Annotated in this window: 25 protein-coding genes, 1 tRNA gene and 1 riboswitch; of the genes, 12 read left to right on the top strand and 14 right to left on the bottom strand. The window is 65.3% G+C overall.

Annotation, left to right across the window (positions count from 1 at the left end; genetic code table 11):
* Positions 1-288 precede the first annotated feature (288 nt).
* Together V6M39_RS14670 and V6M39_RS14665 are read right to left on the bottom strand one after the other, a co-directional pair.
* A complete protein-coding gene (locus V6M39_RS14670) occupies positions 289-2,805 on the bottom strand; it encodes a helix-turn-helix transcriptional regulator (RefSeq protein ID WP_332644553.1) in 2,517 nt (838 codons plus the stop codon).
* Positions 2,806-3,213: 408 nt separating this feature from the next.
* A complete protein-coding gene (locus V6M39_RS14665) occupies positions 3,214-5,205 on the bottom strand; it encodes a reprolysin-like metallopeptidase (RefSeq protein WP_332644552.1) in 1,992 nt (663 codons plus the stop codon).
* Positions 5,206-5,437: 232 nt separating this feature from the next.
* Between V6M39_RS14665 and V6M39_RS14660 the strand changes: the two genes are divergently transcribed.
* On the top strand, positions 5,438-5,566 hold the full coding sequence (locus V6M39_RS14660) for a hypothetical protein (protein ID WP_332644551.1): 129 nt from the start codon (positions 5,438-5,440) through the stop codon (positions 5,564-5,566).
* Here the strand turns inward: V6M39_RS14660 and map are convergent.
* From map to V6M39_RS14645, 3 genes are read right to left on the bottom strand one after another with little or no spacing between them, the layout of a single operon-like run.
* Positions 5,563-6,330 carry a type I methionyl aminopeptidase gene (map, locus tag V6M39_RS14655; protein ID WP_332644550.1) on the bottom strand — a complete coding sequence of 256 codons (768 nt, stop codon included), beginning with the start codon at positions 6,328-6,330 and terminating at the stop codon, positions 5,563-5,565. The two genes, V6M39_RS14660 and map, sit on opposite strands and share 4 nt — an antisense overlap.
* Positions 6,327-6,695, bottom strand: a complete 369-nt coding sequence (locus V6M39_RS14650; RefSeq protein WP_332644549.1) for a hypothetical protein — start codon at positions 6,693-6,695, stop codon at positions 6,327-6,329. Before V6M39_RS14650 ends, map begins: the two co-directional genes overlap by 4 nt.
* 42 nt (positions 6,696-6,737) lie before the next feature.
* Positions 6,738-7,301: a cytochrome b gene (locus V6M39_RS14645; protein ID WP_332644548.1), complete on the bottom strand. Its 564-nt coding sequence runs from the start codon at positions 7,299-7,301 to the stop codon at positions 6,738-6,740.
* Between the two features lie 155 nt (positions 7,302-7,456).
* Here V6M39_RS14645 and V6M39_RS14640 point away from each other — a divergent pair, with 155 nt between their 5' ends.
* Entirely contained in the window at positions 7,457-8,995 is a 1,539-nt protein-coding gene (locus V6M39_RS14640; protein ID WP_332644547.1) for an FG-GAP repeat protein, read from the top strand.
* Positions 8,996-9,058: 63 nt separating this feature from the next.
* On the opposite strand, the gene V6M39_RS14635 is transcribed toward V6M39_RS14640, so the two are convergent.
* From V6M39_RS14635 to V6M39_RS14600, 8 genes are all read right to left on the bottom strand, one after another.
* On the bottom strand, positions 9,059-9,862 hold the full coding sequence (locus V6M39_RS14635) for an SDR family oxidoreductase (protein ID WP_332644546.1): 804 nt from the start codon (positions 9,860-9,862) through the stop codon (positions 9,059-9,061).
* A 2-nt stretch (positions 9,863-9,864) separates the two neighbouring features.
* Entirely contained in the window at positions 9,865-11,079 is a 1,215-nt protein-coding gene (locus V6M39_RS14630) for an acyl-CoA dehydrogenase family protein (RefSeq protein WP_332644545.1), read from the bottom strand.
* Positions 11,079-11,540, bottom strand: a complete 462-nt coding sequence (locus tag V6M39_RS14625; protein WP_332644544.1) for a MaoC family dehydratase — start codon at positions 11,538-11,540, stop codon at positions 11,079-11,081. The genes V6M39_RS14630 and V6M39_RS14625 overlap by 1 nt, the downstream gene beginning before the upstream one ends.
* A gap of 77 nt (positions 11,541-11,617) precedes the next feature.
* Positions 11,618-11,986, bottom strand: coding sequence for a hypothetical protein (locus V6M39_RS14620; RefSeq protein ID WP_332644543.1), 369 nt, complete (start codon positions 11,984-11,986; stop codon positions 11,618-11,620).
* Positions 11,987-11,998: 12 nt separating this feature from the next.
* Positions 11,999-12,685, bottom strand: coding sequence for an energy-coupling factor transporter transmembrane component T family protein (locus tag V6M39_RS14615; RefSeq protein WP_332644542.1), 687 nt, complete (start codon positions 12,683-12,685; stop codon positions 11,999-12,001).
* A 23-nt stretch (positions 12,686-12,708) separates the two neighbouring features.
* Complete coding sequence (locus V6M39_RS14610; RefSeq protein WP_332644541.1) at positions 12,709-14,100, bottom strand: ABC transporter ATP-binding protein; 1,392 nt, start codon at positions 14,098-14,100, stop codon at positions 12,709-12,711.
* Positions 14,100-14,717, bottom strand: a complete 618-nt coding sequence (locus V6M39_RS14605; RefSeq protein ID WP_332644540.1) for an ECF transporter S component — start codon at positions 14,715-14,717, stop codon at positions 14,100-14,102. Before V6M39_RS14605 ends, V6M39_RS14610 begins: the two co-directional genes overlap by 1 nt.
* Positions 14,708-14,816: riboswitch (TPP riboswitch) on the bottom strand. Its footprint overlaps the gene before it by 10 nt.
* Before the next feature lie 48 nt (positions 14,817-14,864).
* Positions 14,865-15,173: a hypothetical protein gene (locus V6M39_RS14600; RefSeq protein ID WP_332644539.1), complete on the bottom strand. Its 309-nt coding sequence runs from the start codon at positions 15,171-15,173 to the stop codon at positions 14,865-14,867.
* Positions 15,174-15,347: 174 nt separating this feature from the next.
* On the opposite strand from V6M39_RS14600, the gene V6M39_RS14595 reads away from it, so the two are divergent.
* Entirely contained in the window at positions 15,348-15,620 is a 273-nt protein-coding gene (locus V6M39_RS14595) for a hypothetical protein (RefSeq protein ID WP_332644538.1), read from the top strand.
* A 56-nt stretch (positions 15,621-15,676) separates the two neighbouring features.
* Entirely contained in the window at positions 15,677-17,776 is a 2,100-nt protein-coding gene (locus V6M39_RS14590; RefSeq protein WP_332644537.1) for a tetratricopeptide repeat protein, read from the top strand.
* 1 nt (position 17,777) lies between these two features.
* Here the strand turns inward: V6M39_RS14590 and V6M39_RS14585 are convergent, their stop codons facing one another.
* The gene (locus V6M39_RS14585) at positions 17,778-19,151 is read right to left on the bottom strand and encodes an NAD(P)/FAD-dependent oxidoreductase (protein WP_332644536.1); all 1,374 of its coding nucleotides are present in this window, start codon (positions 19,149-19,151) and stop codon (positions 17,778-17,780) included.
* A gap of 38 nt (positions 19,152-19,189) precedes the next feature.
* Here V6M39_RS14585 and V6M39_RS14580 point away from each other — a divergent pair, with 38 nt between their 5' ends.
* From V6M39_RS14580 to V6M39_RS14545, 8 genes are all read left to right on the top strand, one after another.
* Positions 19,190-19,858 carry a GOLPH3/VPS74 family protein gene (locus V6M39_RS14580; RefSeq protein ID WP_332644535.1) on the top strand — a complete coding sequence of 223 codons (669 nt, stop codon included), beginning with the start codon at positions 19,190-19,192 and terminating at the stop codon, positions 19,856-19,858.
* 26 nt (positions 19,859-19,884) lie between these two features.
* Positions 19,885-20,430: an NUDIX hydrolase family protein gene (locus V6M39_RS14575; RefSeq protein WP_332644534.1), complete on the top strand. Its 546-nt coding sequence runs from the start codon at positions 19,885-19,887 to the stop codon at positions 20,428-20,430.
* Entirely contained in the window at positions 20,427-20,879 is a 453-nt protein-coding gene (locus V6M39_RS14570) for a GNAT family N-acetyltransferase (RefSeq protein ID WP_332644533.1), read from the top strand. Before V6M39_RS14575 ends, V6M39_RS14570 begins: the two co-directional genes overlap by 4 nt.
* Positions 20,880-20,920: 41 nt before the next feature.
* Positions 20,921-22,072 carry an MFS transporter gene (locus V6M39_RS14565; RefSeq protein ID WP_332644532.1) on the top strand — a complete coding sequence of 384 codons (1,152 nt, stop codon included), beginning with the start codon at positions 20,921-20,923 and terminating at the stop codon, positions 22,070-22,072.
* A 138-nt stretch (positions 22,073-22,210) separates the two neighbouring features.
* Positions 22,211-24,880 carry a (Fe-S)-binding protein gene (locus tag V6M39_RS14560; protein ID WP_332644531.1) on the top strand — a complete coding sequence of 890 codons (2,670 nt, stop codon included), beginning with the start codon at positions 22,211-22,213 and terminating at the stop codon, positions 24,878-24,880.
* A gap of 11 nt (positions 24,881-24,891) precedes the next feature.
* Positions 24,892-24,965: transfer RNA gene (locus V6M39_RS14555), tRNA-Gly, on the top strand.
* Between the two features lie 120 nt (positions 24,966-25,085).
* Positions 25,086-25,565 (top strand): hypothetical protein, encoded by a 480-nt coding sequence (locus V6M39_RS14550; RefSeq protein ID WP_332644530.1) that lies wholly within the window; start codon positions 25,086-25,088, stop codon positions 25,563-25,565.
* A 29-nt stretch (positions 25,566-25,594) separates the two neighbouring features.
* Entirely contained in the window at positions 25,595-26,458 is an 864-nt protein-coding gene (locus tag V6M39_RS14545) for a DUF4097 family beta strand repeat-containing protein (protein ID WP_332644529.1), read from the top strand.
* The last annotated feature ends 5 nt before the right edge of the window (positions 26,459-26,463 follow it).

Genomic DNA, 26,463 nt, shown 5'->3' with positions numbered 1-26,463 from the left:
TTCGCAGCGAACTCCGCGCACACATGGTGCGGGAGTGGGAGTGGAGTGGTGGGGCCGCACTTTCTGTTAAATGCGGGTCAGCTATCGCAGCGAACTGCGTGGCACACGTGGTGCGGGAGTGGGAGTGGTGGGGTGGGAACCCAGATCTCATCCAGCGCCCTCGAAGCAACCGTGCGTGCCAGGACGGACGCCGGTCAACGAATGCGGGAGCGACAAGCGGGATGAATGCGGGGGCGCACCACGTCTCGCGGTGCACCGCAACGAGGGTGCGGTCCCTTGGCGGGTGTTCTAGGTGAGCAGGGAGACGAGCTCTGAGCGAGAAGCCACTCCGAGAGCACGATAGATCGACGTCAGACGGAGCTCCACGGTGCGTGTTGAGATGTACAGGGCACCGGCGATCTCGCGCGTGCGTTGACCATCGATCACCCGACGGATTACCTCGCGCTCCTCGCTACCGAACTGATCCAACTGATCGGGTTGGTCCAGCACTTCCTCCGAGGCTCGACTAGTCCATTCGCTCCGGTTTGCACGCGCGGACCACGGAACTGCGCCACACGTCTCAAAGGCAGTGACAGCAGCCATCCGGGCACGTCGTCCCTCACCCTCGAGACCGAGCGCCGCCAGGCGGTCTGCCAGACACAGCAGCGTCCGGCCGAACTCATATCGCGACTCGTCACGGCCGAACTCCTTGATGCACGTCGTGAACAGCTCAACCGAGTTCAGGTCCACCGCCACCAAGGCGCGGCAGCGCTGCAGCGCCAGTTGACCCCATCGCGACTCACCGTGGCCCAGTCGCAACTCCAGCGCCTCGACGACACTCTTCGCCTCGTCGAACCGTTCGGTGATGACGCAGGCCTCGACATAGTCGGCCCAGTGCCGAAGCAATGTCGGATTGCGGAATCGGGTCGACAGGTCGCTCACTCGACGAAGATCCACAACTGCTGCCTCGGCGTCGCCCTCCACCAACCCGATCGCCCCGCGAAGCGCCAGCGCTTGAGCAAACGCTGCATGATCGACCTCTTCAAGGGCAAGCCCGAGGCAGGAAGAGAGCATGGTTTGGGCGACGTCCAGCTCGTCCAGCGAATAGGACAACCAGGCACCCAGGAGGGCCCGGAATGAAGTGTCGCGACTGATGGTCGGCGACCGGAGGATCATGTCCGCGATCGCAGTACGCCCAAGACGGAACTCGCTGGCGGCCATCTCATTCGTGACCTGCAAGTACGTTGCGAGGTCGCCCCATATTCCTTTCCTTCCCCGCGTCATGGGGTGGTTAAGCGCGACACTGACTATGGTGCGGGCCTCGGCATAGCGCTCGCGATGCGTCATGAGACGTCCCTGGAGGATGAGCAACGACGGAGGCCCACCCTCTCCCCGCATAATTCGCTCAACACGCGATTCGATGTCACGCGGATCTGCCGGGACGCCGTCTAGGGCATCAAGGATCTCAGCCATCACCTGAAGCTTCTCTATTGTCACGTCGATGACCGGCGTGGTGTTGGCTGCCGAAGATATGAACGCTCGGCCCTCGGCGATTTCCCAACGCTCGGCTCGATGGAAGGCAGAGAGCACAAGCACCAGGCCGGCAGCTTCCTGATTGGATCCGGCGTGCGTGCGGACGAGGGTTTGTACCCGATCGTCGTCCATCGTTCTTGCGTCAAACAGGTGCGCAGTCAGCTGGGCCGTGGCCAACCTGAGCACCTGGCCCGGCACAGCGCGATCTGGTTCCGCACGGTCGACGTATCGAGCGGCAAGTCTCATCTCGCCGACCCGCAACAGCCCCGTGCACAAGCGGATCAGAAAGACCGCGTGGTGTTCTGCACGCACCATTCGGCCCAACGCACGTTCGGCGAATTCGACTGCGGCGGCGATCTGGCGTTGGGAAACGAGCCAGATCGCGCCTGCGAGCAACTCATCTACGCACTCGTGTCCGTGATGTCCGAAGCTGCGGTGCCAAGCAGCCAAATGCCGATCAAATGGCTCGGTCCTCACAGCGATATCTGCGTGCAACTCGCGACGAAGCCGCGAGTCGAGGTCCCAATTCAACTGAGTACGTACGCGCGGATCTGCCAGGCAGACGTACTCGCCCCTGCGCTCCAGGATCTCCGCTTCGACCATGTCCTCGATCGCGTCCTCAGCTTGGGCATACTGATCTATCAACGCCGACGAGTGGCTCATCGGCGCCAACGCGACGGTCTCTAGGAGCTTCCGGGCGACCGGATCGAGTGCCGAGATCGTCGGCCGCGTCACGAGATCGAGCGACGGAGTCCGGTGCACCGGCAGAACCAACGGAGCCGACCCGATGAGCTGATCTGGTTCCAACTGCGCAAGCTGCTCAAACATGAGACCCGGGTTGCCGCCAAGGTAGCCGGCGACGATACGCAGTGTGGACTCCTCGCCGTTCGCGATGCGACCCGCGGCTATGTCGACCAGCTGTTCCAGATTCAAGGGCGACAACTCCGCCACTGGAATGCTCACGAACGGACCCGCGGCTTGGACTGCAGTCGCTGTCGCCACAATCCGAAGCCCGCTCCCCCCGAGTCGCCCGGCGATTATTCCCAGCAGGGTCTGACTCTCAGCATCCATCAGGTCGATGTCGTCGATCAACACCAGCGTCGGCGGGAGCCCGAGGCTCCGGATCTGACTCAGTACACCCTTGGCCGCCGTGAACATCCCGTCGCGTTCATGGGCTCGAAGGGCCAGCTCCGCCAAGCCTGGAACGTCGGTCAGCGACGAAAGGAACGACGCGAGCCCGGAGAGAGGGTAGTCGGCTTCGGCGGAGTTGGTGCGCATCAGTCTTGCAGGCACCGTGGCGTGCATACGGAGCTGTTCGAGCAAATGAGTCTTACCGACCCCTACTTCCCCCAGGAGAAGGAGCGTGGACTCATTGGGGTTGGCAGATAGTTCTGCCACACGTGCGAACACCTCGACACGCGCGAGTCGCGCGGCTCGCACGGGCTACCGCGGAGGCGAGCAGCCGTCCTGGTACAGACAACTCCCACCGATTATCGGCGAAACCATCATCTACATCCCCTGTAGAACCCCGAGCCACTTGAGCATACAACCTCATTGCAATTTCAATCCATTTCGGGCGTCTGACACATGCGCTTAGCCGCACGAGGTGCACTAGTCGCGAGCTGTCATCGCGATCGGAGTGATGCTCGCGGCGATGCGGGACATGACAGCGAGGACGGCTCTCGGATCCGCCGGATCGGGCTATTCGACCTTGGCGGTCAGCGGGGACATCAAGCTGGTGGTCGTGAACCCGTACTTGTAACCAGTCACTCGCACCGAGAGCTGCTTGCCCCTCTTGTACCTCGAGATCGTGTAGTACTTGCTTGTCGCCCCGGTGATCGCCACACCGTCGGCGTACCAGCGATACTTGAACGAAGTGCCGGATGTCCACACGCCGCGGATGGCCGTCAGGGTCCGGCCGACCCTCAGCGTGCCGCTGATCCTTGGCGTCACTGACGTGAGGGTGCCGATCTGCACCGGGACTGAGCTCGACCTGTGCGAGGTGCTGCGGAAGCCAGGCTTGCTGCCCGTGACCGTCACCGACAGGTTCCGCTTGTAGTAGGCGCCTGGAACGACGTACGTCCGGCCAGTCGCCCCCGAGATCGCGTTACCGTCGACACGCCACCGGTAGGTGAACGTCGTTCCGCTGTCCCACGTGCCCTCGACCGCGGTCACGGTGCTTCCACTTCTCGGGGCAACACCGTCCGCGAACGCCATCTCGGGCACAGCTGACGGTGACACCGGACCGGCTACCAGCGAGACCGTGACTCGTGCACCCGTGGAGCCACTCAGCGAGTTGACTTTCACGAGGACGCCGCCAGACGAGCTCCTGAACGATGCACCACTGGACAGGTACGCGTAGTCGCTGGTGCTCACGCGCCTGGTCAAGACCTTGGTGTGGCGACCTGGACTCTGCGAGGTGTATTGGGTGACGACCACTCCGGGCGAGTAGCGGAACGAGGAGAGCGCTCCTCCCTTGGCGTAGTAGGACGAGGCATCCCGACCCGTTCCGGAGCGGTACTCGATGAAGAATTCGGCCGAGGTGAGCGGATCGACGACCCGCAGCCCGCGCCGACCTGCCGGGTCTGATCGTGGCTTCAGATCCACAGTGGTCACTCCAGGAACAACAACGTCACTCGTGGTGTCGCCGAGTCGGAGGAATCTGCGAGCCACCGTTGAGAGAGCTGGCGGTGCATAGGCGCTGATCGCGAAGCCCATGACGCTGTAGGCGTTGTAGTAGTTGAACGTCGAGCACGTCGACAGACACCGCTCGAGGTTGGCATGACCTAGACCGAAGTTGTGCCCGAGCTCGTGGGCGCCGATCTGGGTTGCGCTGGCTCCAGCCGAGATGATCGACTTGCCGCCGCCGTTGATCGAGGTGCCGACCGTACCGATACCTGCGGCACCGCTGCAGGCGCCAGGCACCATCACCATCAGGTGGTTGCCGCCAGCACTGAAGTCTACGCCGGGGAACTTGCCCGCCGCCTCGGCCCAGATCGCATTGTGACCTCCGGCCAAGCCGCAGTTGTCTGTCGCGGTGACGGCCGATGCGTACGTCTTGGTTGATGCCACGGGAAACTCGGTAATCGCACCGTCCGACTCGGTGAGCCAGTAGTTCCTCATGGCCGTGATCGCCCCTGAGGTCGCCGCCATAGTGCCGCGATTGCTGAGGATGGCAACGTACAGACGGTGTGAACTCGGCGTCATGGCCTCGGCTACAGGCTCGGTTACGGTCGCGCTCACCACCGGCACGGGTGTCTCCAGCTCAGACGCAAGGTCCACCGCGGTCTCGCCGTCGGCGCTGTCGGCATCAATCGTCTCGCCCTGCGCCACGTCCACACCTTCATCTCGCAGGTCGTTCGCCAGCTCGCCAGTCACCGCGAGCTTGCCCTTGAAGTCGCCACCGTTCGGAGCGGACTTGCCGAACGATGCCGGCAACGGGATGACGCCGCCGTCCTCGACGCGCACGCCGTACTCGTATGACGCGCCGCCATCCTCGCCGAATCCGTCGATGACGGTCGTCTCGATTGTTCCTTCCACGTCCAGCGCCGCGCTGTCCTCATAGCGCGGGTTGTCGTACGAAAGGTCTCTGTCGGCTCGTAGCTCGGCAGATGCCGCCGTCGGCGCCACCAGCGCGCCGGCCGCAAGGATCCCAGCCACCGCAGGCAGGACAACAAAGCTTCGCAAGTTCATCTTGGCTCCCTCAAACATCAGATTCGCGCCGCAGCTTTGCGGGCATCTGCACTCCCTCCGCACATCCTGCGCAAAAGAATTCGCATTCTCAGTGCCCAAAATGACCATTTGTGACTAGTTCGCCCAGTAGCGATGGGGACGGATCGGCGTCCGCGGCCAAAATCCTTGAGATGCGGGCTGTCGCCGCAGGGCGGAAGTGGGAGGAGGTGTTCGCCCTCGCCGGTGCAACGGCGTGGCGTTCGCCGACTACGAACTGCCCGACCCCACGTCGGTCGACCGCGTCAGCGTGCTCGGCTCAGAGAAGGCCGCTTGGTTCGAGGATCCGGACGGCAACGTCCGCCGCCTCCACGAGGTGCTCTAGCCGCGAGCGGTCATCACGATCGGGTCACCGTCGGTGATCGCGATCGTGTGCTCGACGTGAGCCCCACGCGAGCCGTCTGCGCTGCGGATGGTCCAACCATCCGGGTCCATGACAATCTCGTCAGTCGAGTGCAGGAACCACGGCTCGATCGCAATGACGAGGCCCGGCTGCAGCGGGAAGCCGCGACCGGCGCGACCGTCATTGGGAATGTGCGGATCACCGTGCATCGTGCGACCCACTCCATGACCACCGAACTGGGTGTTGATCAGCAACCCGTGCGATCGCCCGACCGCACCGATTGCTGCTGAGATGTCGCCGACCTTGTTGCCAGCACGAGCGACGGCGATCGCAGCATCCAGCGCTTCCTGCGCATGAGCGATGAGCTGTACGTCCTCGTCGCGCGGGGTGCCAACCGTGACGCTGACCGCGGAGTCGCAGACCCAGCCGTCGACCGACACGGCAAAGTCGAAGCTGGCGAGGTCGCCGTCCTTGAGCTTGTAGTCATGCGGCAGACCGTGCAGAACCGCATCGTTGACCGAGGTGCAGAGCACCTTGCCGAATGGCATGGCACCGAAGGACGGGTGGTAGTCGATGTAGCAGGACTCGGCACCGCGCTTGCGGATCATGTCGTGTGCCAAGGCATCGAGATCGAGCAGGTTGACTCCGACGTCGGCAGCCTCTGACAACGCCGTGAGCACCTCGCCGACGAACTTCCCGGCCGGTCGCATCTCGTCCAGCTGGGTCGGGGTGAGCAGCTCGATCATGATTTCCTCTGCTCGAAGACGCTGAGCTGGGCCAGGACGTACGAGAGGACGATGGCGCTCATACCGATCGCGGCCATCGGGGTGCTGCGGAAGACGACGTCGAGACCGGACGTGAACACCGAAGACGCCATCAGCGCACCTCCAACGAGACCGAGACCTGCTGCGGCATGCGTTGCCGGCACGCGCTTCTCGACAGCCTCCCAGTGGTAGTACATGCACCCGGCGAACACGAGCGCTGCGATGACCGCGAGCACCCTGATGCCGGGGAGCGCATCCTCGCTCCAGTCCGTGGCCAGCTCCACGGCGAACAACGCCAGGAGCACGAGCTCAGCCAGGAATGCAGCGATCTGCCAACGAGTCTTCACGCACCGAGTCTATGCGGGGCGCAGACCCGAGATTTACAGGTGTCAGAGCATTCGGGTCAGCGTGCGTCGACGCAGGGAAAGCCCGACATGCACCACCACCGCCAGGTAGAAGGCCAGGTGTCCAGCAATGTGCATACCCAGCGTCAGATCATCGCTCACGACGTCATACGGCGGGAACCATCCGTCCCTGTTCTCGAGCTCGCGCTCCTCGCCGGAGAAGTACAAGAGCCCGAGGCCGCTGAGCGGGATCACGAAAAGTGTCGCGTAAAGGACCTTCTCGACCCACGCCTCGACCAGCCGGTTTGCGTCGGTCAGTCGCTCAGACCATTCCGGCAGCGGTGTCGCCCACCGCCACAGCAGTCGGACCACAGTCAGCACGAGGATCGCGCCGCCGATCCAGGCGTGCGCGAACACGAGCTGGTCATCACCTGCTCGGATGCGGTCGCCACCCGAGCCGTGACCCGGGGAGTCCTCCTCGAACAGCGCCTCAGCGAACGACTCCATGCCATAGCCGAGGACGAACTGAGCCACCAGCAGCACGACGGTCAGCCAGTGCAGGAGCTTGGTGATCGACCCGTACGACTGCTCGGTGCTGACGATGGGCATGTCACCATCAGATCACCCGGCTGCAGGGGCTGCAGAAGTTGATGGTCGATGCCGGCAACTTTCCGGAACGTCTGCGCATCTCTGTGTATGACGGCGGCTCCATGGGGGGCACCGCGAACCAGGAGATCGCCATGAAGCAACAGAAGTCTCTGTCTATGCGCTTGATTGCCGCCGGGAGCCTGATGGTCGGTGGACTCACGCTGGCCCTCGCTTCACCCGCGTCGGCGGCAGTGTGCACCTCAGGTGTCGAAGGAGACGTCAACGGCGACGGCCGCGCAGAGGTTGCGGTCAGCGAGGCCGGACGGTCGTACGGCGAAGGAGCGGTGCACATCTTCTACGGACGCACCTCCGGCTTGACAGCCGGTGCGTCCGGCACTGCGCTGGACGACCAGTACATCGACCAGGGTTCACCCGGCGTCGCGGGAACGGGCGCGGACTACGACAACTTCGGCTCGGCGGTGGCGTTCGGCGACTACAACGATGACGGCTGCGCAGATCTGGCTGTCGGTGCGGACTCAGACGGCACAGCTGGCGTCATCTACGTCTTCTACGGTTCGAAGACCGGACTCAAGACCAGCGGCAGCGCGCGGTTCACGAACGAGCAGGTCCTCGGCGTACCTCCGATCACTCCGCCCGACCCCGGGTTCGGGTCGATCCTGACCGCGGCCGACCTCAACGACGACGGCAAGACCGACCTCGGGATCGCCGTGCCGTACGCGAAGGTCGGTGCCGACGGCCTCGGCACCATCGCGGTGCTCCACGGTGGCGCCGGCGGGCTCGATCCCGCTGACAAGACGGTGCTCGACCGGGCAACCGCCGGAGTCAGCGCGAACGCGTACGAGGTCGGCAAGTCCATGGCCGTCGGGGACTTCGACGGCAATGGCGTCAACGAGGTGGCCTTCGGTCTCGACGAGGGCAAGCTGCAGATCGTCGAAGCCGGCGCAGACGGTCTCGTGCCGAGCCAGGGCCCGCTCTCCGGAGAGGACCTGGGCGTCGACGACTTCATTCCCGATCACGACGGCGAAGGTGAGCGATGGGTGTTCGGCGACATCATCGCTGCCGGCGACGTGGACGCCGACGGGCGCGACGACCTCGCGACCGGCATGCCGTCCAAGAACCTCGACCTCGGCGGCACCGTGGCGGTCGTGAAGGGTTCGGCCGATGGACTGACCTCCGCCGGCGTGAAGACGTGGGACCAGAGCATGACTGGTGTCGTCGGCACCCCGGGCGAGGACGACTCGTTCGGTGCCTCTCTGGCCATGGGCAAGCTGGATGCCGGCCCGACCGACGACCTCGCGATCGGAGTTCCATACGACACGATCAACGGGAAGCTCGGCGCTGGCTCGGTCATCATCCTGCTCGGCGGCCCGACGGGTCTGACCACTGCTGGAGAAGGTGGCGCCCGCTACCACCAGGACTCCTCAGGCGTGGCAGGGACGGCAGAGCTTCAAGACGTGTTCGGCAGAGCGATCTCGATCGCGAACGTGCAGAGCAAGACCCAGGGCAGCCTCATTATCGGGGCACCTCGCGAAAAGATCGGGACGAAAAACGCGACCGGTCAGTTCCACCAGCTCTCGATCATGACCGGTGGTCCCAAGACCACCGGAAGCGTCGCCCTCAACCTGGACAGCTCCGGGGTGAAGGGGGATTCGCGCAAGGAAGCAGAGTTCGGCCGCGCGCTGAGCGGCTCCTAGTCTCCGACTCCGCTCAGCCTCGGGGGGGCTGAGCGGGGCGGGCCCTCCTCGAACCGGCTGTGCTCAGCCCTCAAGAGAAGCGCGAAAGCGCTGCATGCCGCCGATCCAGTGATCGGGGTCGGCGGCTTTGCGGGCGTACATCGTGCCGACATCGGCGTGTGGCAGTGCGAAGAACCGTCCGTCCTCGATCGCGTCGAGCAGCACATCGGCGACCGCAAGCGGATCGAGGGTTTCGCCCGCGCTGGTCACAGACTTCATACCGAGCTTGCCGTCGTCGCTGGCGGTGCTCTCGCCGCCGAGCAGCATGTCAGTGCGTACGCCCATCGGGCACAAGCAGCAGACCTGGACACCAAGATCGCCGTACGTCGCCGCCAACCATTCGGCGAAACCGACCGCGGCGTGCTTGCTGGTCGAGTACGTCGGTGAGCCGAGCTGGGTGAGCAGGCCGGCGGCTGACGCAGTACTGACGAAGCAGCCGCCGCCATTCTCGAGCCACTGCGGCACGAGCGCTCGCGCAGCATGGACGTGCGCCATGACGTTGACGTCCCACGAGCTGGCCCACTCCTCGTCCGTCGCCTCGAGACCGAAGCCGCGGAAGACCCCGGCGTTGGCGACGAACAGGTTGACCAGGTCGCCGGCTGCGGCGATCAGTGCGGCGACGTGCTCGGGGTCCGATGCATCGCCGGCGACATGAGCAACACGGCCGGGATGGTCAGCGTCGAGGCGCGTTGCCGTGGTCTCAAGGCGAGACGCGTCGAGATCGCCGATCACGACTGACCCGCCTGCCTCCAGCAGCCGCTGCGCGATCGCCTCGCCGATGCCACTGGCGGCGCCGGTGACGACTGCGTTGGCGGTCGATGCGTCCATCGTCAGCGGTGCTTCTTGAGCTCGGCGCGCGCCAATGAGTTCTTGTGCACCTCATCAGGACCATCGGCGAAGCGCAACGTGCGCATACCGGCGAACCACTCGGCCAGCGGGAAGTCCTGGCTCAGGCCACCTGCACCGTGCACCTGGATCGCCTTGTCGAGAATCCAGCCGACGGTCTCCGGTGTGGCGATCTTGATCGCCTGGATCTCGGTGTGCGCTCCGCGGTTGCCGGCCTTGTCCATCAGCCAGGCGGTCTTGAGCACGAGCAGTCGGAGCTGTTCGATCTTGACGCGCGACTCGGCGATCCAGTCACGGACGACGCCCTGGTCGGCGATCGGCTTGCCGAAGGCAACCCGCTCCGACGCGCGCTGGCACATCATCTCGACGGCACGCTCTGCGATGCCGAGTGAGCGCATGCAGTGGTGGATGCGGCCGGGCCCGAGGCGGGCCTGGGCGATGGCGAAGCCCTCTCCCTCGGCGCCGATCAGGTTGCTGGCCGGCACGCGTACGTCGTGGAACTCGATCTCGGCGTGACCACCGTGGTCGCGATCGTTGTAGCCGAACACGTGCATGCCGCGCTTGATGTCGAAGCCGGGGGCGTCGCGCTCGACCAGGATCATCGACTGCTGGCGGTGACGCTCGGCCGATGTGTCGGTCTTGCCCATGACGACGAAAATCTTGGCATTCGGGTTCATCGCGCCGGTGATCCACCACTTGTGGCCGTTGATGACGTAGTCGTCCCCGTCCTTGACGATCGACGTCTCGATGTTGGTGGCGTCCGACGAGGCCACCTTCGGCTCGGTCATGGCGAATGCCGAGCGGATCTCTCCCGCAAGCAGCGGCTTGAGCCACTTCTCCTTCTGCTCGGGCGTACCGAACATATGGAGCACTTCCATGTTGCCGGTGTCGGGCGCTGCACAGTTCACGGCTGCCGGAGCGAGCTGAATGCTGCGGCCCGTGATCTCGGCGAGCGGCGCGTACTGGAGATTGGTCAGCCCGGCCCCATCCTCACCGGGAAGGAAGAAGTTCCACAGCCCGCGCTTGCGCGCCTCGGCCTTGAGGTCCTCGAGAACAGCAGGCGGAGACCAGGAGTCTTCCTTGATGGCGGCCTGCATCTGCTCATGCGCGAGCGGCTCGGCTGGATAGACAACCTCGTCCATGAAGGCTTCCATCTTGCCGATCATCTCGACGGTCTTGGCGTCGTATTCGAAGTCCATCAGCTTGCTGCTGCCATCACATAGACGACTTCGGCGACAAGAGCCGGCTTCTCGACTCCCTCGATCTCCATGACGAAGTTGATGATCGCTTGCGTACCGATCGCGATCTCATTGGTCTCTTTGAGCGTCGCGACGCCACGTACGCGTGAGTCGACGGGCACGGGCGTCGGGAAACGGAGCTTGTTGGCGCCGTAGTTCATACCGAACGCCAGGCCCTGGATGTCATAGATCTGCTCGGCGAGGACAGGGAGAAGGGAGAGCGTCAGGTAGCCGTGGGCGATGGGCCCACCGAACGGCCCCTTGGCCGCGGCCTCGACGTCGACGTGGATCCACTGCTGGTCTCCGGTCGCGTCAGCGAACGCATTGATCTGCGCCTGGTCGATCGTGTGCCAGTCACTCGCACCGATCTCTTCACCGGCGATTGCCTTGAACTCGTCGAGACTCTTGAACACGCGGGCCATGCGAAACCTCTATCCGTTGAACTAAGCGCTTGCTTAGTTCGCACCCTAGTACGGCAACGGCGCCCCGCGCCAGAGCCTCAGCGCGCGAGCTCTACGAATCCAGCGACGAGCAGCAGCACGATCGAGATGACATCGGCACGGACGACGCGCTGCATCGACTCATTGATGCCCGGGTTACGCCCGGCAATCGCGAGGAAGGAGACGTCGCTGAATAGAACCGCGCCGATCACGTACGGGCGCGCGTCGTCGCAGAAGATCGCGGCGATCAGCGCGGCGCCGAGCAGTCCGAACAGGACGGCGCGATGCACCAGCAGCACCGTGACGTCAGGCCCATCGACCTTCACGTCGTACATCCGGGCGACCTGCGCGGGCCCAAGTGCGCCGACGAGCGGAAGCAGGTGAATCAGGGCCGATCCGGCCAGGCAGACGATGATCACGGTCTCCACCGCCTCATCGTGTCAGATCACAAAGCGGGCCACGATCGCCACGACGCCGAGCAGTACGGCAATAACGAGCCCGGCGATGTCGAGGCGCGTCCACGGTGCTGGCTCGGCCCACGTCCGGTTATGCGCAGTCGCAAACCCGCGAGCGTCCATGGCGATCGCCGACGCTGAGGCACCACGCATCGCTTGAACCAGAAGCGCGAACGAGATGTTGGCGGCATAGCGACCGTTGGCGATCGGATTGCGCTTGGGGCCGAAGCCGCGAACCCAGCGCACGCGCTCGAGCTGCTGCCAGGCCAGCCCGAATCCGGTGAACCGCTGGAGTGCGGCGGCGAACGCGGCGATCATCCGGGCCGGGAAGCGCAGCGTCTGCGCGAGGTAGTCGGCGAGACGGGACGGGTCGACATATCCGGCCATCACAGAGCCCGGCCAGGCGAGCACGACGATGCGAATACCGGCGGTGATCGCCTCCTTCTCGTCGTGGCCGCCGAGTCGCCACGTCGAGTAGACGATCGTCACGGCGGCGATCGCGGTGAACCCGAGGCACGCCAGCGGATAGCGCCATCCCGGGAGCAGGATGACGGCCGCAAGCACGTACGCGCCAAGGGCGATCAGCGCGACCGGCAGGCTCCGGATCCACAGCGACCCGAGCAGCGAGAAGAGGCCGACCGAGAGTTGGACCAGCGGATTGAGGCGGAGCACCGCTGTTCTCAATCTCTTTGGCCTCATACGAGTCGGCCTTCCGCCATGCGTCGGTCCGCATCGATCGGGAGGTCGGCGTCGTGGGTCGACACGGCGACGGTCGCGCCTGCCGTGCTGGCAGCCGTGACCCATCCGACGACAGCAGCCCAGGTGCCGGGATCCTGGCCGACGGTCGGTTCGTCAAGGAGCATCACGCCGGGACGGTGCGCGAGGGCAGCCGCGAGCGCGAGTCGGCGTTGCTCACCGCCGGAGAGCCGGTAGGGATTGGCGCCACCGAGGTGACCGAGGCCGAACACTTCGAGGACCGCGTCCACATCCACCGCGCGGCCGATCTTGTGCCCGGTCTTGGCGACCTCGTCGGCTACCGTGGAAGCGAGGAATCCGTGCTCGGGATTCTGTGGCATCCACCCGACGGACTCGGCGAGCCGCGGTGAGCGCCAGCGGCGAAGGTCAGGTGACACCTTCCCCGACACAGGTTTGAGCAGTCCTCCAAGCACCGCGATTGCGGTGGACTTGCCAGCACCGCTGGGGCCGGTGAATGCGGTGACGGCGCCCGGTTCGAGCGTCGTCGTGAAGTCGTGGAGGGCCTTCGTGCGTTGTGTGCCGCGGAGCGTACGAGTGACCAGCTCGACCGAGACGTCGGTCGCCGAGATGCTCAGAGCATCCGCCGCCGGTGCCACGAGAGCAGTCGGTACGTCGAGCAGTGTCGGCTTCGGCATGTCCGGCATCCACACGCCGCCTGGCTGGGAACCGGCGAGGAAATCCGCCACCGATCCGTCACTGACGACGACGCCGCCAGCTCCCAGGACGATCACGCGGTCGACGTGCTCAAGCCACGGCTCGATGCGATGCTCGACAACGACCAGGGTGCGATTGCCTGCCGCGCCGACGATCGCGTCGCGAACCGAGGCAGCGGTCGAGGCGTCGAGCATCGACGTCGGCTCATCGAGCAGCAGCAGATCCGGTTGCATCGCGAGCACGCCGGCGAGAGCGAGACGCTGCTGTTCACCACCCGAGAGTGCCGATGTGAAGTGGTTTCGCGGGTACGTCAGGCCGACAGAGTCCAGGGCCAGATCCACTCGGGACCAGATCCGGTCACGATCGAGACCCGCATTCTCCGGCCCAAAGGCGACGTCGCGGCCCATACGCTCGGCGACGACGGCGTCGGTGGGATTCTGCAGGAGCAGGCCCAGCCGCCCGCCGACTTCGGCCGTGCCGCTGAGCTCGCCGGCGATCGTGATGCCGAGCGCACCCGCGAGGCCGTACAGAAGGGTCGATTTGCCAGCACCGCTCGGTCCGACCAGCAGCACCCGTTCGCCGGGCCCGATCGTGAGATCGAGCCCGGCGACCACGGGATTGCGTCGCCCGAGTGGGCGCCACGTGAAGCCACGGAACTGGGCTTCACCAGACTTCATCAGACGTCGTCGACCTGTTCGCGCCCGACTGGGAAGGCATCGAGCACGCCTGCTTTGGCCAGCGCCTGCACGAGGTAGAAGCCGCCGATACCGGCGACGACGATGCCAGACAGGCCGAAGAAGCCGAGGTAGGCGAACTTGTAGTCCCAGTCCCAATCGACCCAGTACGCGTTCCACTCATATACGGACGCGAACGTTGCCGCGGCGAGGCCAGCCAGGGCGGCGACGACAACGCCGGAGCGTTTGTAGAAGAACAGCAGGAAGATCAGCTCGGCGCCGAGTCCCTGCCAGAAGCCGGACGCGAAGACGCTGAATCCCCACTGTGTGCCGCCGATGATGAACGTCGAGACAGCCGCCGCGAGGAATTCGGTGGCAAAGGCGGCCCCGGGCTTGCGGACGATCAGGCCGCCGACGACACCGGCCATGAGCCAGACGCCTGCCAGGAGTCCCGAGCTGGGCGGGAACGAGAAGATGGCCGCGCCGCTGAGCGGCTCGTACAGCTTGCCCCAACCCCAGAAGATGACGCCGAAGGCGACACCCAGGGTGGCGATGGTGACGAGGTCGATCGTGCGATAACGCACATCGAAACCTCTGGTGGACGTGGTTGCAGAACTCATCTTTGACTCCCTTCGCCGGTACTAACCGGTGCAGGTTCAAGGGTCTGCGGCGGATCCGCACTCTCAGCACCTCTGCGTGGTGCTCCCCTGTCGTGTAACCACGAGCCTACCCCCGACTGGACCCCACGGGCCCAGCCGGGGCGGGACTTAGATCCGCTTGGTGAGGCCTGCCGCACCGCCGTCCTTGGCGATGGTCACCGAGCAGCTGCCCGTGCGGTTCTCGGCCGAGCCGGTGGCGACGATGGTCTTCGCTCCCTCGGCAGCCCCGAGGGAGATGGTCGCGGAGGCGGCGAAGAACAACGGAGCCTTGCCGGTCGCCAGGGTGGCTCCGTCAACGCTGATCGTGAACGCTTCGCGCCACTTCAGGCCACTCACCTTGACCGGTATGGATGCGCCTGTGGCAACGAAGCCGGGCGCGGTGACTTTGAGGGACTTTGCGGGTAAACGACTAGCCATTTCCTGACCTCCATCTAGTCCCTCCGTCTGCGAGCGTATCGGCGAAGGGACGACGAGGAGTGGAATCGCGAAATTCACTCGTAATCCAGTCTCAAATCAATCGAAAGGTTCTCTCAAGGGGTGTTGACGACGGTGGTCTCACCAGCTCGACCACCCCACCCGAGGAGAACTGAAATGACCACCATCCAGAACATCCACACACCCAGCCTCCACCTCAGCACCAACGTCCTCCGCAAGGCAGCGGGCGCCACCCTGGCACTCGCCGTCACCGCCCTGGTCGTCTTCGCCGTCGTCAAGTCCGACCCGGCCGACACCCTCGGCACCGTCATCTACTGGATCGCCTCGATGTACTTCCTGGTGCTCTGCACCGCAATCGTCGGAATTGCCGCTCTCGGAGTCGGTGAGAACGCCAAGGAAGCACGCAAGACCCAGTACGACATCCGCTGACGAGGGGGCCCTCGCCCACTAGCATTTGGGGTGGGCGGGGAAGCTCAGGAGTCGCGATGGCACAGCCCGAACAGCCACCCGTTGGTGAGTTGCTCGGGCTGGTTGCGTCCGGGGCGAATGTCGGCGCCATCTTGGAGGCGTTCGGCTCGCTCGGGACTGTGCCGATCGAGCAGCTGTCCGCTCGCCAGTGGGAGACCCTCGCCGATGCGGTCCGCCGCGACGACGACACCTATCCGGCCAACCTGGCGTGGCGTGCCGCGTACGGGCTCCGCTACCTCGGACATACCGAACGGTCCTTCCACTTCCTGACGAAGGCCGACCGAACCGAGCTCGACGACGCCGAGCGTGCACAGTTCTGCGCCGCCTGGGCATCCAGTGCTTGGGGGTCGGGGGACCAGGAGGCTTGCGAGTCGCTGACGGCGGAGGCTTACGAAGCGGCCGAAGCCAGCGGTGACGATGCTGCGCTTGCCGCGGCCTGGGAGTCGCGCGCCCTGCTCGCGGCGATGCACGCGGACTCAGCCGGGGATCGTCGCGCCCACGAACGCGCTCTCGAGCACGCCACCGCCGCTGGCGCGGACCTGATGGCGTCGCGGGTGCACAACAACTTGGGATCGCAGCTGTTCGACGAGTCCCGGTACGAGGAGTCGCTTGAGCAATTCGGGCACTCGTTGCGTCTGGCTGAGGCAACCGGCCACCTGTCGTCGATAGCACTGGTCCGACACAACCTCGCCGACGTGATGCTGAACCTAGGTCGGCTCGATGAAGCGCTCGTCGAGGTAGAGGCGGCGCGAGCGCTCTGGAACTCCGTCGACTCGCCCATGATCGGCGCCGCATGGCAGGTGCTCGCCGACATCCAGCGGGCCCGAGGCAACACCGCCCAGGCGACCATGGCCTACCGCGAGGCCGTGGCGGTCGCCGAGCGGGAGAACGAGACGCAAACCCTCGTACCCGCGCTCGTCGGTACGGCACTAATCAGCGTCGCGACCGATCCCGAGGAAGCACGGCTGATTGCCAAACGTCTCCTGCAGATCCCGCTTGGCACCGGTAACGTCCCTGCGCTGACGACGGCAGGGTGGATCGCCTTGCACGATGGAGACACCGAGTCCGCGATCTCGTACGCCGCAGAGGCCGTCGACGAGGCTTCGCGACGGCAGGCGCGGGCCGCACTGGCGGAGTCTCTCGAGCTGTCCGTGCTCGCCGGTGGTGTCGGGGATCCGGAGGCTCGCCTGCACGAGGCGGCATCCATCTGGGAGGAGATCGGCAACCCGATCCGCGCCCAGGTCAACGCGATCGTCCAGGCTCACCTCTTCGGCACCCCCTTCGGCGAGCGCCTGGCTCGCAGCACCCTCCGATCCCTCGGCGTCCAGGACGACGCCTACGGAATCGCGGGCCCACTCCAGGCCTTGCGGTCTGACCAGGACGACGTGCCCGTACGCATCCACACGCTGGGCACGTTCGTGGTCTACCGGGCCGGGAAGCCCGTCGCCACGTCGGAGTGGCCATCACGCAAAGCCCGCGACATCCTCAAGATTCTCGCCGCCCGAGGCGCGAGCGGCATCCGTCGCGACGAGATCGCGGACATGCTGTGGCCTGATGACGACGATCCCGGCAGCAAGCTGTCAGTCGCGTTGTCACACCTCAAACGTGTGCTCGATCCCGACAAGCAGTACGACACCAACTACTTCATCGTCGCCGATCGCGCCAGCCTCCGGCTCGACATCGACAACACGTCGATCGACGTCGTCGAGTTCAAGGGTGCGGCTGCCGAGTCCATCGCAGCGCATTCGGCCAAGGATCCTGGCGCCATCGAGATGCTCGAAGCGGCGGCGGCGATGCATACGGGCGACTTCCTCGCGGACGACCTCTATGAGGACTGGGCCGCCGAGGCCCGCGACGAGGTGGACGCGCTCGGCAGCGATGTCGTGCGCGTCCTCGCCTTCGCCCTCGCCAAGACGAGTGTTCCAGAACGCTCCGTCGCCTGGTTTGCCCGACTGATCTCGTACGACCCCCACGACGAGCCAACGTATGAGGCGTTGATCTGGGTGCTTGCCGAAGCCCGACGCCACGGCGAGGCCAGGCGCTATCACCGGATGTACGAGATGCGGATGCGCGAGCTGGACGTGCCGGCACAGTCGCTCGAAGACATGACCTCCTGAGCTACCGCCCCGTGAGCTTGTCGCCGATCCTGGCCAACCTGCTTGGGTGCTCGAGTCCCTTGTCCTCGCGCCGGTCGGCCTCGCGGTAGAGCCCGTACATCGCCCTCACGCCCAGCCAGCGGAACGGCTCGGGCTCCCAGCGGCGTACGTCGCGGTTGACCCATGGCAGGCGGACCAGGTCCGAGTCGCGGCCGAGCACGAGATCGGCGAGCGTACGCCCGGCCAGGTGCGTCGTGGTGAGGCCGCTGCCGACATAGCCACCGGCCCAGCCGAGTCCCGTCGACGGATCGAAGGTGACACTCGCGCACCAGTCGCGCGGCACTCCGAGAACGCCGCACCAAGCGTGGTCGATCTGCGACCCTCGGCTGGCGGGAAACAAACTGTGCAGAATCCCGGTCAACGATTCGACGGTCCAGTCCTGCGTCTGGCCGTCGACGTCGGTACGCGATCCGAACCGGTAGGGAATACCGCGGCCGCCGAGTGCGATCCGTCCATCGGCGGTGCGCTGCGCATAGCAATACGCGTTCGCGTTGTCGCCGATCAGTTCAGCGCCTTGCCACCCGATCCTGTCCCACACCGCTTCCGGCAGCGGCTCGGTAGCGATCATCGCGGAGTTCATCGGCAGCCACGTTCGCCTTTGGCCGCGGATGCCTGCTGTGTAGCCCTCGAGGCACCGCAGTATCCGCGCGGCTCTTACCTGGCCGCGCTCGGTCTTCACCATGCCGCGATCGATGCGGGTCGCGCGCGTACGTTCGAAGATCCGCACGCCGCGACGCTCGACGGCAGCCGCGACTCCCGCCACAAGCTTCGCCGGCTGCACGCGAGCGCAGTGTGGGCTGTACGTTGCGCCGACCGCACCCTCGACATTGATCCGGGTGCGAAGCTCGGCGGCGGTCAACTCCACCTGGTGGTCCTCGCCGATCCCCCATGCAGCGTCGCTCGCCAACCCTTTACGCATGCGGGCGAGCTGCGCTGCGGAGCGCGCGACATATAGGACGCCAGGCTTGACGATGTCGGCGTCGATGCCTTCGGCGCGGCAGATCTCGATGACCTCGTCGACCGCCAACTCCATGGAAGACACAAGCGCTTGTACACACTCCCGGCCGTGCGTCTCGGCGTACCGCTTTTTGCTCCCCGACAGCTCGGCCGACAGCCAGCCGCCGTTGCGCCCGGATGCTCCGAACCCGGCAAACTCCGCCTCCAGCACCACGATGTCGAGCGTGGGGTCGAGCGCCGAGAGGTAGTACGCCGTCCAGAGGCCCGTGAGTCCTCCACCGACGATGCAGACATCGCACTCCAGATCGGCATCAAGGGACGGCCGCGGCGCAGGGGCCCCGACCTGATGCCACCAGAACGAGACACCGCCGTTGATCACGCGCCCATGCTGCCACCGACCGCGTTAGCGTGGCACTTATGAGTACCGCGGAGGATTTCCTGCTGATCGCGACAGAACCTGTGAGCGGCAAGCCGCTGATCGCCTCACCGCAAGCCGATCCCGTGTTCGGTGGCGCGTTCATGCTGGACCTGGTGACGGCCGGACGTCTCACGGTGGAGGGCGAAGGGCGAAAGGCCCGGGTCGTCGTCGCTGAACACGCGCCGGTCGGCGATGAGCTCACCGAGCAGGCCTTCGCCCGCATCCGCAACAAGGGCCGGCAGAAGCCGCAGACCGCCGTGACCCGACTCGGCAAGAATGGCCGCAAGCTGGTCTATGAATCGCTCGCGGACAAGGGAGCCGTACGTCCCCGTCCCACGAAGGCGCTCGGCATCTTCCCGCTGACGCGACACGACGTCATCGACACCGCCCGACGCAATGACCTGCTCACGCGCATCCGCAGCTCGCTCCTGCACGACCTGCCGGTCGACGCGGAGACCGGGCCTCTGATCGGGCTGCTGGCCGCGTCCGACATGGTCAAGGTCTTCGTCGACAAGCCCGACCGCAAGGTGGCCAAGGCGCGCGCCAAAGTTCTTGCCGAGGGCGACTGGACCACCGAGGGCGTACGCAAGGCGATCCAGGCTGCACAGGCCGCCATCACCGCCGGCATTGTTGCTGCAACCTCCGCGGCCGCGTCCGGCAGCAGCTAGTAGAGGGCGTGGGCCACAATGGGCCCATGTCAGTTCGCACACCTGATCCCAACCCGGGTTGGCTCCCGGAGTTCGCGCTGGACGAGACACGGGCGCGGGTGCCGATCCTGTACGTCGAAGCCGTTCCCGTACGCGTCGACGCGCTCGGTCAGGTCGAGAGCATTGGCATCCTGTTGCGCGGCTCTTCCACGACAGGCGTCATGACTCGCACGCTTGTCTCGGGTCGCGTCATGCACGGAGAGTCGGTACGTGAGGCTCTGATCCGCAATCTGCTCAAGGACCTCGGCCCGACTGCATTCCCGCAGCTCCCCGCGAGCACCGTGCCGTTCTCGGTGGCTGAGTACTTCCCGCTGCCCGGAGTCACACCTCTCTATGACGAGCGTCAGCACGCAGTCTCACTCGCGTACATCGTGCCGGTCACCGGCGAGTGCAATCCTCGACAGGATGCACTCGAGCTGACCTGGCTGACACCCGAGGAGGCAGCCAGCTCTGAGCTGCTCGACGAGATGGAGGGCGGCCGCGGTTCACTTCTCAGGGAGGCTCTCGCGTCGGTGGGTGCGCTGCCGCGATGACCTCGTTGCTCGTCCGCCGCGCCTTGCCCGAGGACCTCGAGGAGATCCTTGAGCTGCAGGCGCAGGACTCGATGCACTACTACGATGAGCCCTCCGAGGTCAGCGCCAATCAGCGAGCAGCGTTCGACGAGATCGACGCCGACGTCAACCAGGACCTCCTCGTCGGTGAGCTCGATGGCCAGATCGTGTGCACCGCCCAAGTCACCTGGATGCGGGTTCTCGCTGCGGACGGCGGGCTCTACTGCCAGGTCGAGGCAGTGCGAACTGCGCTGGACATGCGCGGCCGCGGCATTGGCGCTTTGCTGATGGAGTCGATCGAGGGTGAGGCGCGCAAGCGCGGAGCCGCTCGCATACAGCTGACATCCAACAAGGAACGCACGCGGGCGCACGCGTTCTATGAAGGGCTCGGCTATGTGCCGAGCCACGTCGGCATGAAGAAGTACCTCTGACTCCCGCGGCGCCCAACCGCTGGCTGATGCTGGCGGTCGGGATGACCGCGCAGATTGCCGCCACGGTCTACGTCAACGCGGCACCGTTCCTCATTCCTTACCTGCACCTCGTCCAAGGACTGTCGCTCGTCGAAGCCGGGTTCATCGCCTCGGCGCCGTTGGTCGGAACAACACTCACGCTGATCGCCTGGGGCGCGATCGTCGACCGCATCGGCGAGCGAACTTCCATGACGATCGGCCTCGCGCTGCTCACTGCGGCGTCGGCCGCCGCAGCTCTCAGCACGTCGTACGTCTGGATCGGCATCTTCCTCCTGCTCGGCGGCATGGGCGGCGCCTGCACCAACTCAGCGAGCGGCCGCGTCGTCGTCGGCTGGTTCCCGCCGCACCGCCGTGGAACCGCGATGGGCATTCGGCAGACCTCATCTCCGCTCGGCGTCGGCATCGCCGTGCTGATCGTTCCCAACCTCGCCGATGCTGAAGGGCTGCGTACGACCCTGCTGGTGATCGCGGCGCTCTGCTGCTTCGCTGGCTTGCTCGCCGGTGCAGCGATCGTCGACCCGCCACGACCTTCCCGCTCCGAGGCCGAAGGGCTCGGTCATCTCGTCAATCCATACACGCGCGATCTGCGGCTGTGGCGGATCCACGCGGCGTCGATGCTGCTGGTCATCCCTCAGGTCACGGTGTGGACGTTCGCGCTGGTGTGGCTGATCGACGAGCGAGGCTGGTCGATCTTCGAGGCCACCCTGCTCGTCGGAGCGACCCAGCTGCTCGGCGCGGCAAGTCGTATCGCCGCCGGCGCATGGTCGGATCGCGTCGGCAACCGACTCGGCCCCATGCGTACCGTTGCGATCGCAGCAGCAGCGTCGATGCTGGCGCTCGGACTGCTCGAGGGCACAGTGCTTGCGGTGACGCTCATCGTCATCGCCTCGGTCATCACCGTCGCCGACAACGGCCTCGCCTTTACGTCCGTCGCCGAGATCGGCGGTCCCTACTGGTCCGGCCGGGCGATGGGCACGCAGAACACCGGCCAGTTCCTTGCCTCAGCCGCCGTGCCCCCATTGATCGGCGCCATCATCACCGGCCACGGCTACGCGTGGGCGTTCGGCCTTGTGGCCCTGTTCCCGCTGATCGCGATCCCGGTCATCCCCGTACGCAGCGAAGTGGCCGGGACTGACATGAAGGCCGATCGCTGACCTCTGGACCTCATTGCGAAAGAAGCCAAGGCTTGCCTTGCATCACAGAGGTCACACGACCATGACGCTGCCGCCGGACAGGATCACGGGTAGTCTCAGGTCGAACTTAAGAGCAATCCCTGCAGGTAGGAGTGTCTGATGTCCGTTGTGCTGGTGCTGGGACTGTTGATGAATGCGATCATCTTGCCGATCGCAGGCAAGCGGGTCTTCTTCCTCTTCAAGCTGATCACCAGCGGACAGCCGGCCCCCGATCGTGTCGAGGGCGTGACCAGCCGAATCGGCTCGTCCATCAAGACGCAGGTCGTCGAGGTCTTCGGTCAGAAGAAGCTCCTCAAGTGGTCCATCCCCGGCGCAGCACACTTCTTCGTCTTCTGGGCCTTCCTGATCCTCGCGACGGTCTACCTCGAGGCCTACGGATCGCTGTTCAAGCCCGGCTTCGCCATCCCGATCGTCGGCAGGTGGGACGCGCTCGGCTTCCTCCAGGACTTCATCGCCGTCATGGCGCTGGTCGGCCTCGCCACGTTCGCCATCATCCGCATCAAGAACGCCCCATCACGCATGGGCCGCAAGTCGCGCTTCTCGTACTCACACCTCGGCGGTGCTTGGATCGTCCTCGGGATGATCGTCCTCGTCGTCGCGTCGATGCTCATGTTCCGCGGCGCCGGCGTGAACACCGGCCAGTTCCCGTACGGCAACGGCGCCTTCGCCTCACACATCGTCGGCGGCTGGCTCGATGGCTTCAGCCACGACACCAACGAAGTGCTCGAGCACGTCGGCCTGCTGCTCCACATCGGCATCATGCTGGTGTTCCTGATCCAGGTGCTCAACTCCAAGCACCTCCACATCTTCCTGGCGCCACTCAACGTGCTGTTCAGCCGCCGCCCCAACGCCCTCGGCTCGATCAAGCCGATCATGATCAACGGCAAGCCCCTCGACCCGGAGACGATGGAGGACCTCGAGGAAGAGGACTTCGAGAAGCTCGGCGTCGGCAAGGTCGAGGATTTCAGCTGGAAGGGCATGCTCGACTTCGCAACCTGCACCGAGTGCGGTCGTTGTCAGAGCCAGTGCCCCGCGTGGAACACCGAGAAGCCGCTCAGCCCCAAGCTCCTGATCATGGGTCTGCGCGATCACGCGTTCGCCAAGGCTCCCTACACGCTCGCCGACAGCGACGAGAAGCGCGATGCGCTGCCCGACAAGGTCAAGGCTGAGGCAGAGCGTGCGCTGGTCGGTCCGACCGAGGGCGATGCGTGGCATCCGACAGGCGGCGCGGTCATCGACCCCGACGTCCTGTGGTCCTGCGTCTCCTGTGGCGCCTGCGTCGAGCAGTGCCCGGTCGACATCGAGCACGTCGATCACATCATGGACATGCGCCGCTACCAGGTCATCGTCGAGTCGAACTTCCCCGCCGAGCTGACCAACATCTTCAAGGGCCTCGAGCGCAAGGGCAATCCGTGGGGCATGGACCCCAAGGGCCGTATGGACTGGGCCAAGAACCTCGACTTCGAGGTCAAGCAGGTCGGCGTCGATGTCGAAGACCTCGACGAGGTCGACTGGCTGTTCTGGGTCGGCTGCGCCGGCGCATACGAAGACCGCGCCAAGAAGACGACGCAGGCCGTTGCCGAGCTCCTCGACATGGCCGGAGTGACCTTCGCGGTCCTCGGCGATGGCGAGACCTGCACGGGTGACCCGGCCCGTCGCGCCGGCAACGAGATGGTGTTCCAACAGCTGGCGATGCAGAACGCCGAGGTCTTCAAGGAGACCAAGGTCAAGAAGGTCGTCTCCACCTGCGCCCACTGCTTCAACACGCTCAAGAACGAGTACGCCGAGTTCGGCGTCGAGCTCGAGGTCGTCCACCACACGCAGCTGCTGAACCGCCTCGTACGCGAAGGCAAGCTGACCCCACTGGCACCTGACGCGGAGACCGAGAAGAAGAAGATCACGTACCACGACCCCTGCTTCATCGGTCGTCACAACAAGGTCTACGAACCGCCGCGCGAGCTGCTCAGCGTCATCCCCGGAGCCGAGTTCACCGAGATGCCCCGCAACTCGGAGAAGTCGTTCTGCTGTGGCGCCGGTGGTGCGCAGATGTGGATGGAAGAGACCATCGGCACACGCATCAACGTCAACCGCACGAAGGAAGCCGTCGCAACGGGCGCCGACCAGATTGCAGTTGCCTGCCCGTTCTGCCGCGTCATGCTGTCGGACGGCCTGACCGCCGAGCAGAGCGAGGGCAATGCACGCGAAGAGGTCGAGGTCCTCGACGTCGCACAGATGCTGCTCGCTGGCGTGAAGCGCGCGACACCCAAGCCCTCCAAGGCGGACGACGACGCCGTCGTCGCCGAGGCCGAAGCCGCGACGGCTGCTGCTGTGACCGAGAAGGCTACGGAGGCTGAGCCCGACGCCGAGGACGAGGCCGATCCCGAGTCGATCTCGAAGACTGAGGACGCTGCTCCCGCAGCTGACGCTGCCGCCGAGGCTGCTGCCGGTGGAGACCCTGAGACGGCGAAGGACGAGACACCCGACGTGCCGGCCGGCGACAAGGAAGAAGCCGCTTGGGCCAATGTCGGAGCCGTGAACACCGAGGGCGAGATCGTCGCGGTCGAGGATGCGCCTTCGACTGCCGACCCTGTCTCTGAAGACTCCGCTCCATTGAGCGATGCCAACCCCAGCGGTGCGGATCTGAGCGAGGTGGCAACTCACGCCGCTGACGTCGACACCCACGGCCAGGCCACCGATGAAGACGCCATCGAGGAATGGGTCGAAGAAGGCGGCGTTGCCACCGACAAGGACGACGAGACAAAGCCCTAGATCATCTACTTGCGGACGTAGTTCAATTGCAGAACGTCGGCCTTCCTGGTCGAAGACGTTGGTTCAAATCCAGCCGTCCGCTCCACCTTCCCGAACGGGTCCAGCACATTGCTGGGCCCGTTTTTGTCTGCCGTAGCAGGGGTTTGAACACGTATGACATCACTTTGACTTGCGTCTGACGCCAGAGTGGTGTCATAGTGGTGTCATGAACCTTTCACAGTATGTCGACGAGATCCGCCAGGCGATGCTCGTCGCCGCCGACAGTGCTCGCTCAAAAAGTGGCGGCGAGGAGACCCAGGCCCTCGAGTCGACGGCACGTCTCGTCCTGCTCGATGCCCTGTCGGCAGCGGCGAGCGAGATCACCAGTGAGCTCGCGCCAGGCTCGGTCGACGTACGCCTTCGCGGACGCGATCCCGAGTTCGTCGTGACGCCGGCACCGAGCAACGCCTCCTTCGAGGACGCGCTGCCGGCGGCACCCGTCGCCGAAGCATCTGACGACACCAGCACCACCCGTACGACCCTCCGCCTCCCCGACCAGCTCAAGGGCCGAGTCGAAGAGGCAGCCAATCGTGAAGGCCTTTCGGTCAACACCTGGCTGGTGCGCGCCATCTCGGCAGCCATCGAGCCGACCAAGCGGACCACCACCATCACAGGCGGCAACCGACTCAGCGGGTGGGTCAACTGATGACCACCCACGAACTTCAGGAGCAGCGCATGACCACCTTCGAAACACCTCAACCCATCAACGTGACGATCGATGTCGCCGTCGGAAGCGCGCGATTCATCGCGAGCGACCGCACGGACACTGTCGTCGAGGTGCGTCCGACCAACCCGGCGAACCCCACCGACGTCAAGCAGGCCGAGGGAACTCGCGTTGAGTTCGCCGACGGCAAGCTTGAGGTCATGGCCCCCAAGGGCTGGAAGCACTTCACGTCCTTCCGCGGCAACTCAAACTCCATCGACGTGACGATCGAGCTGCCGACCGGATCGACGCTTCACGGCGACTCGGCCATGGGCAACTTCGTCGCCGAAGGGCACTTCGGCAGCGTGCGCCTCAAGAGCGCGATGGGCAACATCGAAGTCGACCACTCAGCCGCCCTCGTGGCCCGGTCGTCGTTCGGCGACATCAGCGTCGAGGAGGTTGATGGACCAGCCGAGATTCACACATCGTCCGGCGACCTGACCGTACGCAACGTGACCGGCAAGGCGCAGGTCAAGAACTCGAACGGCACGACCAAGCTCGGCGCGATCGGTGGCGACCTGCACGTACGTTCGTCCAACGGCGACATCACCATCGACAGCGCTGACGCCTCGGTCGATGCAAAGACGGCCAACGGCAACATCCTGGCCGCCAACGTGGCACGCGGCACCGTCACGCTCGCGACCGCCGCCGGCAACCTGGAGGTCGGGATCCGCGAGGGAACGGCTGCCTGGCTCGACGTCAGCTCGTCCTTCGGCGACGTGCGCAACTCGATGTCGGCCACCGATGGCCCTCCGCCGTCCGGCGACACCGTCGAAGTGCGCGGACGCACCTCGTTCGGCGACATCACGATCCGCCGCTCCGCGGCGTCAGTCTGAGGGGA

Origin of the sequence: Aeromicrobium sp., assembly GCF_036675695.1 — a bacterium.
Taxonomy (GTDB): Bacteria; Actinomycetota; Actinomycetes; order Propionibacteriales; family Nocardioidaceae; genus Aeromicrobium.
Note: the sequence above shows the minus strand (reverse complement) of the source record. Positions and strands in the feature narration are given on the sequence as shown.